Source organism: Bacteroides sp. HMSC067B03, from assembly GCF_001811315.1.
Lineage (GTDB): Bacteria > Bacteroidota > Bacteroidia > Bacteroidales > Bacteroidaceae > Bacteroides > Bacteroides faecis.
Window position 1 is genome coordinate 78,718 of the sequence record NZ_KV804285.1, and the last position, 13,260, is coordinate 91,977.

At 39.5% G+C, this 13,260-nt stretch carries 7 protein-coding genes and 1 pseudogene; 7 read left to right on the plus strand and 1 reads right to left on the minus strand.

Annotated features, from left to right (window positions below; translation table 11 throughout):
• Positions 1-221, minus strand: a 221-nt coding sequence (locus tag HMPREF2794_RS03800) for a carboxypeptidase-like regulatory domain-containing protein (RefSeq protein ID WP_210403592.1), incomplete at its 3' end; no start/stop codon positions are given.
• Between the two features lie 450 nt (positions 222-671).
• Here HMPREF2794_RS03800 and HMPREF2794_RS03805 point away from each other — a divergent pair.
• The 7 genes and pseudogenes from HMPREF2794_RS03805 to HMPREF2794_RS03835 all read left to right on the plus strand — a co-directional run bounded on the left by HMPREF2794_RS03805 (position 672) and on the right by HMPREF2794_RS03835 (position 13,203).
• On the plus strand, positions 672-1,862 hold the full coding sequence (locus tag HMPREF2794_RS03805) for a site-specific integrase (RefSeq protein ID WP_010539501.1): 1,191 nt from the start codon (positions 672-674) through the stop codon (positions 1,860-1,862).
• An 822-nt stretch (positions 1,863-2,684) separates the two neighbouring features.
• A pseudogene (locus HMPREF2794_RS03810) lies at positions 2,685-5,687 on the plus strand (SusC/RagA family TonB-linked outer membrane protein); the annotation flags it as partial.
• A gap of 12 nt (positions 5,688-5,699) precedes the next feature.
• Positions 5,700-7,196 (plus strand): SusD/RagB family nutrient-binding outer membrane lipoprotein, encoded by a 1,497-nt coding sequence (locus tag HMPREF2794_RS03815; RefSeq protein WP_070750954.1) that lies wholly within the window; start codon positions 5,700-5,702, stop codon positions 7,194-7,196.
• A gap of 27 nt (positions 7,197-7,223) precedes the next feature.
• Positions 7,224-7,916 (plus strand): BT_2262 family domain-containing protein, encoded by a 693-nt coding sequence (locus tag HMPREF2794_RS03820; protein WP_070750956.1) that lies wholly within the window; start codon positions 7,224-7,226, stop codon positions 7,914-7,916.
• 10 nt (positions 7,917-7,926) lie between these two features.
• The gene (locus tag HMPREF2794_RS03825) at positions 7,927-8,427 is read left to right on the plus strand and encodes a lipid-binding protein (protein ID WP_010539497.1); all 501 of its coding nucleotides are present in this window, start codon (positions 7,927-7,929) and stop codon (positions 8,425-8,427) included.
• A 467-nt stretch (positions 8,428-8,894) separates the two neighbouring features.
• A complete protein-coding gene (locus tag HMPREF2794_RS03830; RefSeq protein ID WP_081477574.1) occupies positions 8,895-11,774 on the plus strand; it encodes a SusC/RagA family TonB-linked outer membrane protein in 2,880 nt (959 codons plus the stop codon).
• A 19-nt stretch (positions 11,775-11,793) separates the two neighbouring features.
• Positions 11,794-13,203 (plus strand): RagB/SusD family nutrient uptake outer membrane protein, encoded by a 1,410-nt coding sequence (locus tag HMPREF2794_RS03835; protein WP_055270601.1) that lies wholly within the window; start codon positions 11,794-11,796, stop codon positions 13,201-13,203.
• Positions 13,204-13,260 lie beyond the last annotated feature (57 nt).

A 13,260-nucleotide genomic window follows, 5' to 3' on the forward strand; every position in this document is an offset into this window, starting at 1 on the left:
TGCAAAGTCTTTGCAGAACTTGGTACGTTCGCCAAATTAAAATTACCATCGATGTCTGTGATTGTACCTTGAGTAGTACCTTTTACCAACACAGAGGCTCCAACAACTGGTTGCCCGTCTTCTTCAGAAATCACAACGCCTGTGATTTTCTGAGTTTGAGCGGTTACTAGGCTTATGCCTACAAAAAGGCATGCCAATAACAGCATTAATTTTCTTTTCATAAATTCTCTCTTAAAGTTCAACTTTACATTAATTGTCTCTATACTCTAACAAGTTGCAAAATTATTAATAAATATGAAACTAACAATTAATTTGATAAAAAAAGGTTGTATATATAACATATTGTTATTTATAACATCAAAAACATGCTGATAAACATCTTTATTCGCTTTGAATATTCCGAATTATCAAGCATTAAATGTCAATTTGTGAAGACAAAGTGTACTAATTAACATTCTGTTTGCTTGTTTTTGGACATAAAACTCACCCATACACGTTTCTTTTTGATTTATTATAAAGAAATGGCGATAAAAAAATAGCATTTAAATTAAAGTTATGTAAATACTTAATTATTGAATTTTAATTTTTGCAGAAATTAATGCAGGTTCAACCTTAATTATAGCACAGAACTTAGTTTAATTTGTTCTTAGTATTAACTAAAAGATTATAGAATGAAGAAGATTAGTTACAGCCTCGTGTTTAACAGAAAAAAGAAGCTGAACAAAAAGGGAATGGCATTGGTACAAGTAGAGGCTTACTTAAACAGGAGAAAAATGTATTTTTCAACCAGGGTATACCTTAAACCAGAACAATGGGACGTAAAGCGAAGGATGGTAAAGAACCATCCTAATTCAGATGCTTTAAATCGAATGCTATATGATTTTATAGCTGACATCGAACAGAAAGAACTTGGATTATGGCAACAGAGAAGATCGATATCTTTAGATTCGTTGAAAGACTCTATTGACAAACCGGAAAATAGTGGAAACTCATTTCTGACGTTTTTTAAAGAAGAAGTCAACAACTCTTCTTTAAAAGAAAGCACCAAACAGAACCATCTATCCACTTTAGAATTGTTGCAAGAGTATAAAAAAGACATTGTATTCACTGATTTGACATTTGAATTTGTGTCTTCGTTTGATAACTATTTGCAATCTAAAGGGTATCATCTCAATACCATTGCCAAACATATGAAGCATCTAAAGCGGTATGTAAATGTGGCTATAAATAAGGAATACATGGATATTCAGAAGTATGCTTTTAGAAAATATAAAATAAAAAGTATAGAAGGAAATCATACGCACCTATCTCCGGAAGAGCTGAATAAAATGGAAAATTTGATTTTGGAAGGGAAATTTACGAAGTTGCAAAAATCGAAGGATGCCTTTCTATTTTGCTGCTATGCCGGCTTACGGTATTCTGATTTTATAAATCTGACGGCTGCAAATATTGTTGAACTCCATCAGGAGACATGGTTGATTTACAAATCCGTTAAAACAGGTATTGATGTGCGTCTACCTTTATATTTATTATTTGAAGGTAAAGGTCTTAAGGTTTTGGAGCACTATAAAGAGGATCTGGATGGATTCTTTAAATTGAAAGATAATTCTAATGTAAATAAAGACTTGAATGCATTAGCTAAGTTGGCAAAAATGGATAAACGTATATCATTTCATACAGCACGTCACACAAATGCTACCTTATTAATATATAGTGGTGCCAATATAACCACTGTACAGAAACTGTTGGGGCACAAAAGCGTGAAGACAACTCAAGTGTATGCCAATATCATGGATATGACCATTGTGCATGATCTTGAGAAAGCGGCCCATTCAAAATTAGCTAATAGACAAAAAGGTTAGACATTGATTGTCTAAGAATGTCCTGTTTTTAAGATTGGTTTCAATAAAATTGATTCAGAATCTAACAATATGGCAGAAATAATGCATAAATCAATGTAAGAATATGCAATTTACAAGTGATTTGTCGCATATAAATGACTGTAATATACATAATAAGTGCAATGTCAGGACTCATTCCTTTTAAAGGGACGATCCGTTCCTTTAAAAGGAACAGATCGTTACTCACCGAGAAACATCTAATTGCTTTAAAAGGAAGAGTCAAAAGTAGTTTTAATTTCTAAATCTGTTCTAACTGATAGATTTTTTTGTCACAGGGGAATATATCATATCGAAACTAAACGTTTCTTTTATATTTAAAGGTGCAAGCTGATACAAACAATCGCATATCACAAGGAGACAATAGTAGACAGATATATTTCATCTGCAGATCTGCTGTTTTAAAATTCTGCCGATTTTTGTTACTACCACAAGCTAGTCTTGCATATTTTGAATTATACCATAACTAAATATGCTTTTATTCAGATTTGTTCTTTTTCTACTATTATGCAAAAAGTAATCATTCATTATGATTGGTGGTGAGAAATATCCAATAAATATAAAAATAGTATTCATTAATGGCGCTTCATATAAATAAAAAAAGACGCAACTTGCTTATAATAAATTACTTAGTTGATAAAAACGGATAGAAACAGGGTATCATCCGTTAAAGAAAAGGGTAGCTTTGATACTGATAAATAATTGATTATCATGTTTATATATGGATACAATAATATGTAAAATGATTAGGCTTATATTTCTCATTATTGTAATAATCAGCATTTTATATTAAAAATTAGTTCTGCAAAGACTTTGCAAATTTCGTACATCGGTATGCAAACTCAAGAAGTAGCGATTAAGCCTAATTTAAAGGTAGTACTTAGGTCGGATGCTCAACAGATCGATGAAGTTGTTGTTACAGCAATGGGTATTAAAAGATCTGAAAAAGCATTAGGTTATGCTGCGACCTCAGTGGGTGGAGAAAAAATTGCGGAAAGCCGTACATCTGATGTGATGTCAAGCTTGGCAGGTAAGATTGCAGGTGTACAGATTTCCAGCACTTCATCTGACCCCGGAGCCTCTAATTCGGTCATTATCCGTGGAGTCAGCTCACTCTCCGGTACCAACCAGCCACTATATGTCGTGGATGGAGTACCTTTGAATAACTCTACCGTATACTCTACAGATGGTTTGAATAGCGGATATGATTTTGGAAACGGTGCCAACGCTATCAATCCGGATGATGTGGCAAACATGACTATTTTGAAAGGTGCTGCGGCTACTGCTTTGTATGGTAGCCGTGCCGCCAATGGTGTAGTCATGATTACTACCAAAAGTGGCCGGAAAGAAAAAGGAGTTGGAATCGAGTATAACGGTGGAGTTCAGTGGTCAACTGTTCTGCGTCTGCCGGAATTTCAAAATGAATTTGGTATGGGATGGAACGGCAACCATACAGAATTGGAGAACGGTTCTTGGGGACCTCGTTTCGATGGTTCCATGCAGCTGTGGGGGAATGTGTACAACAACTCTCAGAAACTGAAACCTTATGTGGCAATGCCTGATAACATCAAAGACTTTTTTGATGCGGGATTCAGATATAGCAACAGCCTTTCATTCAATGGAGCTACAGATAAAAGTGATTATTATGTATCATTCTCTCAGATCAGCGATGATGGTATGATCCCGACAGATGCTGACAGCTACGATAAATATACTTTTTCTGCACGCGGCAGCCATAAGGCAGGAGCGTTGACATTCTCTTCTTCACTGAATTACGCTTATCAGAAGAATAACTTTGCTACTACGGGACAAGGTTTGTCCATGCTAAACTCTTTATATCAGACACCAAGAGATATCAGCATAATAGGACTGGAAGACCAGAATGATCCGTTCAACACTCCGGGATATTATTATACCCCCTACGGAGTTATGAACCCTTATTATATTTTGAATAACTATTTGAATGAATATGAATCTGAAAGATTCTACGGAAAATTTCAGTTGGATTATGAATTCCTGAAATACTTCAAGTTTACGTACCGTATGGGCTTGGATATTACGACAGGACAAAGTGACAAAGGAAAACCGAATCTGTACGCTCTTTATTATGAAGGTACTCCTAATGGAGAAGGTCAGGGCTCCAGCAGTCCTTTCTCTGGTGAAACCGGACAATATTCCGAGCAGATAACCCGTCGTCGCGAGATAAACCAGGATATTATGGTTAATTTCAATATGCCGGTTAACGATTTTAATGTCAATGCACTGGTCGGTTTCAATGGCAATGAACGTAAAGTCTCTTATCAATATTCAGAAGTTAATGATTTAACGATTCCTACATGGTTTAATCTGAAGAACTCCGGCAAAACTCCTATAGTAGAACAGCACATGGAACTCAGACGTCTGATGGGTGTTTTCGGACAGTTTGAAGGTTCATGGAAGAATATGCTCTATTTAACGGTAACTGCCCGTAATGACTGGTCTTCTACTCTTCCGAAAGAAAATCGCAGTTTCTTCTATCCCGGTATTACCGGTAGTTTTATTTTCAGCGAATTATTGAATGACAATCTGCAGGATGTGATAACTTTTGGTAAGATACGCGCCAGCTGGGGTAAAACAGGTAACGATGCTGATGTGTATATGGTTAATCCTGTGTATGCACAATCTTCCAATAGAATACCTTTCGGTTCTCTGACTTTCCCTCTAGGAGGTGTCAACGCTTACTCTGCAGGAAATGTACTCGGAAGTAATACATTAAGTCCGGAAATGACCACAGAATCTGAAGTCGGTTTAAATATGGCTTTCTTCAAAAACCGCCTCTCTTTTGACGTATCTTATTATAACAGGAATACCGATAAGCAGATTTTCTCTTTGGCTATGGACCCTGCTTCAGGCTATACAGCACAGAATATGAACTTGGGTAAGATTCGTAACCGTGGTATAGAACTCCTGATCAGCGGTACTCCGATAAGAACAAAAGATTTTAGTTGGGAACTGACATGGAACTTCACAAAGAACTGGAGCAAGGTGATCAGTTTGCCGGAAGAATTGGGTGGCATTACAACGATTTATGGTCTCAATGGAGGTACCAGTATGTACGCTATAACAGGCATGCCTGTTGGTGTTTTCAAGGCTCAGGTAGCCGAATGTGATCCGCAAGGACGTATTGTAGTAAATTCATCAACGGGTCTTCCGGTTGAAGCCAGCGAATTCGGAATCTGCGGAGATATGAATAACAAATATCAAATGGGTGTTTCTACTAATTTAAAATATAAAGGCATAAGCTTAGGTATTGATTTTGATATCCGTCAGGGGGGAGTAATGTATTCACGTACTAAAGATATAAACTATTTTACCGGTAACGCAATACAGACTGCCTACAATGACCGTAATCCTTTGATTGTTCCTAACTCAGTAAATAAAATAGTGAATGGAGAAAACGTTACTTATGTAGAAAATACAACTCCTATTACTAGTTCTAACATTTATAAATACTGGGGTGACGGTGGCTCTGATATGGGAAGCTGCTTCCTGGTGGACAAATCATACGTCAAGCTTCGTTCTGTTGTATTAGGTTGGGACCTCCCCAGAAGATGGTTGGCAAAAACTCCTTTCCAGGCAGTAAAAGTGTCTGCATATGGCAATAACTTATTTGTCTGGACTCCATCCAGCAATACATTTATTGATCCCGAAATGACTTCATTTGGTAATGACCTTGAAGGTAACTATGGAGAATACACAGCTAATCCCAGCTCACGTCGTTTCGGTTTCAACTTAATGGTTAAATTTTAAACAGGAATAAAAATGAAAAAAATATTATTATATGCATCATTAGCAATAACAGCATTGTTTGCAGGTTGCGACCTGAACATCAATGACGACCCGAACTACCCGATGAATGATCAGGTGACGGCGGATTTGATATTCCCCTCTATCAGTGCTTCCATTGCTTCGGCGGTAGGCGGAGAAATTTATAATTACGCTGGCTTTTTCGCTCAGTACTATGAACAGAAACCGGAGTCGAATCAGTATAACACTCTATGTGAATATACATTTACCGAATCTTCCCAGCAAATGGATTATTCTTATAGAACCCTGTTTGCAGGAGCTTTGGAAGATGCAAAGCAGGTTCTGGAAAAGACTACAAACCCTGCCGACCGCTTCGCCACTACCATACTAAGAGCATATGCCTTTCAGATAATGGTAGATAATACCAGTGACTCACCTTATTCGGAAGCTCTGCAAGGTAATGCCAATGCCACACCTAAATGGGATACAGGTGAAACAGTATATAAAGGTATATTAGGTGAGATCGATGCAGCAGAAGCTGCTTTGGATGGAAGCGGTATGGATGTGCCGGATTTGATATTCAACAAAAATATCGCTCAATGGAAAGGTTTTGCCAATGCTCTTCGCCTCCGTATGTATCTGCGTTTCATTGATGCCAATATAGATGCGGCTTCGTATACAGAGAAAGTGAAGACCTTGGTACAAAACAACGAATTCTTTACCGGTGACGTGAAACTGGATTGTTTTTTGGATGAAACAGACAAACGGAATCCATGGTATAATACAAATGCGGTCGGATTGACCGGTAATCATTGTGCTGCTTATCCATTAATTTCTTATTTAAGCAGTACGGGAGATCCTCGAATCGCCTATGGTATTAGTAAAACAGATGCGGATGGAAAGTATGTCGGTCAACTTCCCGGAGGAAAAACACATATGCAAAGCATTCTGGGTACTGACAACTGGAAAAATAAAAACGTGAGTGCGATTGATTACTCTATCGGGGCTACAAAACCTGTCTATTTCTTTACTCAGGCTGAATTACAATTCCTGATAGCAGAGGTATATGCTCGTTTCCTCAATGATGATGCGAATGCAAAAAGTGCTTATGAAGCAGGTGTAACTGCTGACTTTGCCGTTCGTGGATTTACAGGTCAAGAAAGCACTATTCTGGAAGGAGAGTGTGCATGGTCTGCTGCCTCTACACTGGCAGACAAGCTAAACTTGATTTATATGCAGAAATGGGTAGCTCTTTTCTATATGGATCACATGGAAGCATGGAGTGAGATTCGTCGTACGGATTGTCCGAAACTATCTTCTTATTCAGCAGCTCAGATACAGGCTAATGAGGCAGTATACACTCCGGGAGAGTTGGTTGCACCATGGACTAATGGTCTGGAAGCAGGCGGACTGATGAAACGTATGACTTATCCATTAAGCGCACGTCAGCAAAATGTAAATACTCCTGCAGGGGTACCGGGAAGTACTCCGGTTTGGTGGGATATCAAATAGTAACCAATAACTTAGTAAGTTTTACGTATGAAAAATATAATATACAGCATATTAGTATGTTTGCCGTTTGTCTTTGGAGCTTGCGACAAATCAACAAATGATACTTCTAAAGTCACCTATTTTGTAACGTTGGAAAGAGAAGGCGATGAAAAAATCGTTTTAGAAAAAGGACAACCCTTTGTGGAGCCGGGATATTATGCGGAAATGAATGGAGAGGATATAACTGAATCCGTTCAGATAAAAGGAAGTGTTGATGTCAACACTCCGGGAATCTACAATTTAGTATATGCGGCATACAATGAGGACGGTTTTGCCAAAACATTCACGAGAACAGTATATGTAGCAGATGATACTGCTTCTCCTTTGAAATCCGGAATTTATACTGTAGCCGAAGGAAGCAAGCGTACCGCCCCTTCTGTGGTAGCTTTCAGTGGATACGAGATTGTGATTTTGCAGATGGAACCGGGAATATTTTATATCAGCGATTTCTTAGGAGGCTGGTATGACCAGCGTGCTGGCTATGGACCGGATTATGCAATGGTTGGTAAATTCGAATTGAATGATGATAATACCATTACTCCTCTGGAAAGTTATGTTGCAGGTTGGGGAGATTCCATGGATCAAATGACTAATACATTATTAGATCCTGCGACTGGGACTCTGAAATGGACTGTTGCTTATGCCGGTCAGCTATCTTTTGACATTATAGTAAAACAATAAAAATACGATTATGAAGAAATATATGATATTACTTTTAGTTTCACTGGCTTTTACATTCGTGGCATGCGACAACGATACAGAACCAGGTGGTACTGCTGTTGAAAAAATGGCAGGAGACTGGTGGGTGACAGTGAATGCATTTATTGACGGGAAAGAAGTAGAAGATCCCTTTGGAGCAGGACATCTGCAAATGAGTACTTACAATACAGCCAGCAACAGTGAAACTGAAATGTGGCTGGACGATTTAGGAAATTTCTGGGAATATAAACTGAAAGTAAACGTGAATTATGCAACGAGGACTTTCTCGACAACGGGCTTTGTGGATAATGTAACATATGAGTCCAAAGTGAAGATAACTGATGGTAAGGTACTGGAAAAAGCTGCCACAACTCCTAGCGGTATGCCTGCTGACAGTATCGTATATATGGTACAGTTCGACGACGATGAAGATGGATTAACTTATAAGGTTTCAGGTTTTCGTCGAACAGGTTTCCCTGCTGACGATTTTTAACAGAAGAGTTTAAATATGGAGAGGGCTGTTCCGCGAGTGGAACAGCCTTTTTTGCAATCTAACTTCAAATAAGACAGATCAATATATGGCAGTCTCTAATATTTACAATAATTGCTTGCCTTTAAAAGAAAAATGAATGGGATAATGTTTTTAATTAATAATATCCATTACCTGATTAATTGTATACAAATGAAGGCGCCTTTTATAACATGATACTATTTTTTTATTTATAATAGCTACCTGTTTTACAGATATAATATTGATTATAAGATAAATACTCCTCATTTCGGTAGAGAAATGGTATTACAAAGAGAGAGTAGATCATAAGCTGAATTTTGCTAACTAACTGTCAAATAGATGTATAGGCTATTTCTGTTTGATAAAATATCGACCTGTATTACTGATTTGCACTCTGTATATCTTTCTGATTATCAGTTATATATAAATTTATTAGTTCTGCAAAGACTTTGCAGATTTCGTATATCGGTATGCAGACACAAGAAGTGGCTATCAGACCAACTGTGAAAGTTGTGCTGAAATCTGATGCACAAAATCTTGATGAGGTTATTGTTGTAGCTTATGGTACTGCGAAGAAGTCTTCATTCACAGGATCAGCTGCTGTCATTAAGGCAGATAAAATCGTTTCCGGTTCTAAAGAGTCTTTTGACAAAGCGCTGTCCGGTAAAATGGCAGGTGTGCGCACAGCCTCAGCAACTGGTGACCCAGGTTCTATGGCCGAAATCAACATTCGCGGTGTCGGTTCTATCAGTGCTTCTAAAAGCCCGTTGTATGTTATTGACGGTGTTGTAACGAAGGCTGACGACGACATGAACTACTACGGTAAGACTCAAAGCGTATTGAGTACACTGAATCCTGAAGACATCGAAAGCATGACTGTTCTGAAAGATGCTGCCGCTGCTTCATTGTACGGTTCACGTGCCGCAAACGGTGTTATCATCATTACCACAAAGAAAGGTAAAGAAGGAAAAACGAATGTCAGCTATTCAGGTGAAGTAGGCTGGAACAAGATGGCTGTAAATGCTTTCAATATGATGGGATCAGCCGACTTGATTGACTACACACGCGAATCATTAGCCAACTGTCTGGTTACTTACGGAATAACAGATAGCAAACAAGCAGCATTGAACAACATCGATAACGGAGGTGATATGTTCATTCCTCTGCTCGACTCACCGGCTACTGTTGCTGACTTTATCCATGATCCATCCGGTAAAGTAAATACGAACTGGAAGAAAGAAATCTATCGTACTGCTTTCACTCAAGATCACCAGGTATCTATCAACGGCGGTTCGTCAAAGACTCAGTTCTATGCCGGAGTTGGCTACAATAAGAGCGAGGGTATCGTTCTTGGTAGTGACTTCGAACGTATCTCCGGTCGTCTGAACGTTAATCACAAAGTAAATAACTGGCTGAACGTAGCTCTCAAGCAAATGATAGCCGCTACATCGCAAGATGGTTTCCGCGATCAGGGAGACCAGGCTCAAGGAATGGGTACTTCTTCTCCGATAGGTATTTTATTCGCAATGGACCCGACTGCTCCGGTAAAGAATGAAGATGGTTCATATAATAAAAATGCAGCATGGGGTAAAGTTACCAACCCGCATCTGATGCTAGGTGGTAAAGACAGCGATACAGCTCTGGAGTGGATTCAGACCAAAATGTTCCGTAGCATGACCAATGCAGATGTAACAATCAAATTCTGTGATAAGTTATCACTTAACTCTATCTTTGGTTATGACTATGTAGACAACAAGCACTTTGAATATTGGGATCGCAACAGCGTTAACGGTGGTTCCGTCAGCGGAATGGGTTCTCGTTATACCTTCGAAAGCCGCGTAGCTACCAGCTCTTCTACATTAAACTACACGGATACTTTTAAAGATATGCACAATCTGAACTTGATGGCCGGTTTCGAAGTTGAAAACAGAGACCTGCTGCAGATTGTAACTGTTGCCAAACGTTATTCAAGCCACTATCCCGAATTGGCCAACGGACAACCGGACCAGGCTGCAAGTTCAACCTTGGGAGCCGGCATGATGTCATATTTCGCAAGTGGCAATTATAACTATGATAACAAGTATTATCTTTCTGCCAGTTTCCGTCGTGATGGTTCGTCACGTTTGAGTGAAGACAACCGTTGGGCTAGTTTCTGGTCTGTATCCGGTGCATGGAGAATGAGTAAAGAAGGATTTATGCAAGATATGCCGTTATTTACCGACTTCAAGATCAAAGCATCTTATGGTACAAACGGTAACTTACCCTCAGATTACTATGGTTACATGGACCTGTATACAGGTTCCGGATACGGAAGTGCTCCCGCCATTTACTGGTCAAGAATGGCTAACGACAAATTAAGCTGGGAAAAATCCAAGAACTTCAATATGGGAATTGAATGGAATATGTACGACCGCGTAAATCTGTCTCTGGAATATTACAATAAGAAGACTACGGATTTGCTGTTCGAAGTACCTACTTCATTAATCACCGGCTTTGACTCCCGTTGGGAAAATCTGGGTGCATTGAAGAACGACGGTTTCGAATTGGAACTCAATTCTAAAAATATCAGCAACAAGAACTTTACATGGACTTCAAACTTCAACCTGACTTACCAACGTGCATTGGTAGACAAACTTCCTGAAGGAAAAGATATCCAGTATGGAGACGGAGAAATGTATCTGCACCGTGAGGGAGAGTCAATGTACACATTCTATCTGCCCGAATGGAAAGGTGTAAATCCTGAAACAGGTCTGGGAGAATTCTGGTTAGATCCTGAAGATCACTCAAAGGGAGTGGTAAATGACTACTCGGAAGCAGGTAAGGGAATTGTAGGAAAAGCATTGCCTGATGTTATCGGTGGATTCAGCAACACTTTCACATACAAAGACTTTGACCTGTCATTCCTGATCACTTATCAGTTTGGTGGTGACATGTTCGATTATCCGGGATATTTCTCTCATCATGATGGCGTAAGAATCGGTTCCATGAACCTGTCAGAAGATGTAGCCGGAAACTACTGGAAAAATCCGGGTGATAAAGTAGACAACCCGATGCCTATCTATGCCAACCCTTATCGTTGGGACAGATTCTCAAGCCGCACAATCAAATCGACTGACAATATTCGTCTGAGAGAAATGACAGTAGGATATACTCTGCCGGTATTGAAGAAGCACATTTCCAACTTCCGCATCTACTTCAGAGCAAACAATCTGGCTATGTTGTGGTCGAAGACTAAAAACATTGACCCGGATGTAGCGATCAATGGTTATCGTCAGGCAGATACACCGGCATTGAGAAGCTGTGTATTCGGCATTAATATCAAATTATAATCTATAAACAGACTGAATAATGAAAAAAATATATTTACCCATTCTATTACTGACGTTGGCAGTATCCTCATGCGATACTTTCGACAAAGTGCCTTCCAGTGAATGGCCTTCAGAAGGTGCTATTAAGACTCTCGAAGATTTACAGTTTGCAGTTAACGGTGTTTATGAGTCTCAAACTTCTTCTATAGACGCGGGAACTAATCCACGTGGCAGCTACGCAGGTGATTTCTTCTTGTACGCCGACCAAAGAGGTAGCGACTTCAAAGCTATCGGTAGTAATAAACAAACTGTCGATGTATATGCTTACCAAGCTACTAAGAATAGTTCTGATTCATACTATTTCTATAAACGCTTCTATCTTTCTCTGGCAAGAATAAACAAAGTTTTGGAGGGAGTTAAGAAATCCGGTCTGGAAGGAGCTGAAGTTGATGTTCAGGTAGGTGAATTGTATGCTTTACGGGCACTTTTCCACTTTGACTTGGCCCGCTTGTTCGCTAAACTTCCTTGCAATGCACAGGCCAGCGATCCGGGCATCGTATTGTCTACAGAAGTTTTCGAATCCGGATATACAGCAGAAAGAGCTACTATTGCGAAAACTTACGAAACCATCCTGGATGACTTGAAGACTGCATTGGATAATCTCCCAGAAACCAGCAAGGTAGTAACTGCCGGTCATATCGACTATTGGGGAGCCCGTGCACTGAGAGCCCGTGCATATCTCTACATGAATGAGAACAGTAAAGCACTTGAGGATGCCAAATATGTAATCGAAAAATCTCCATACAAGCTGTACACCAGAGATGAATACGAAACAGTATGGACCAAAGTTGGAAGCAGTGAAAGCATTTTCGAGTTCCTGATTACCTCACTCTACAATGCACAACGTAACTCTCTCGGATTCTACACACATGCCGAAGGTTATGCAGAAGCCGGTATCACCGATGCATTCAAAACTTTCCTTCAAGAACGTCCGGAAGATGTTCGCAGCACTCTGATTGCTGAAGAAAGCGACGGTGGAGATAACGAAGGCTGGTATATCCAGAAGTATCCGGGACGCGACGGAGAAATATATGTAAATAATCCGAAAGTAATCCGCCTGTCCGAAGTATATCTGATTGCCGCAGAAGCTGCATTAAAAGCAGGTGGTGCTGATCCTGCCAACTATATCAATGACTTGCGTAAGCAAAGAATAGCCGGCTATGAAGACGTTGCTTCTGTTACTATCGATGATATTCTGACAGAACGCAGACTGGAACTTTATGGTGAAGGTCATAACGCCTGGGATACATGGAGAAACAAAAAGGCAGTAACGAATGCCCAAGTTCCGGCCGGTCCGATCAACTATGACGACTATCGTACCGTAATGCCTATTCCGGTTTCCGAGATCAATGTATCTAACGGTAAGCTGAAACAAAACGAAGGCTACTAATACACTGAAACCATTTTAATAACGAGGGGCTGTGTCAAAACTAAGGCACATCCCCTT

What these genes read in the sequence shown, in the direction of transcription:
- HMPREF2794_RS03805 (WP_010539501.1), top strand. Translation starts at nt 672, where the DNA reads ATGAAGAAGATTAGTTACAGCCTCGTGTTTAACAGAAAAAAGAAGCTG.
- HMPREF2794_RS03835 (WP_055270601.1), top strand. Translation starts at nt 11,794, where the DNA reads ATGAAAAAAATATATTTACCCATTCTATTACTGACGTTGGCAGTATCC.
- HMPREF2794_RS03825 (WP_010539497.1), top strand. Translation starts at nt 7,927, where the DNA reads ATGAAGAAATATATGATATTACTTTTAGTTTCACTGGCTTTTACATTC.
- HMPREF2794_RS03815 (WP_070750954.1), top strand. Translation starts at nt 5,700, where the DNA reads ATGAAAAAAATATTATTATATGCATCATTAGCAATAACAGCATTGTTT.
- HMPREF2794_RS03820 (WP_070750956.1), top strand. Translation starts at nt 7,224, where the DNA reads ATGAAAAATATAATATACAGCATATTAGTATGTTTGCCGTTTGTCTTT.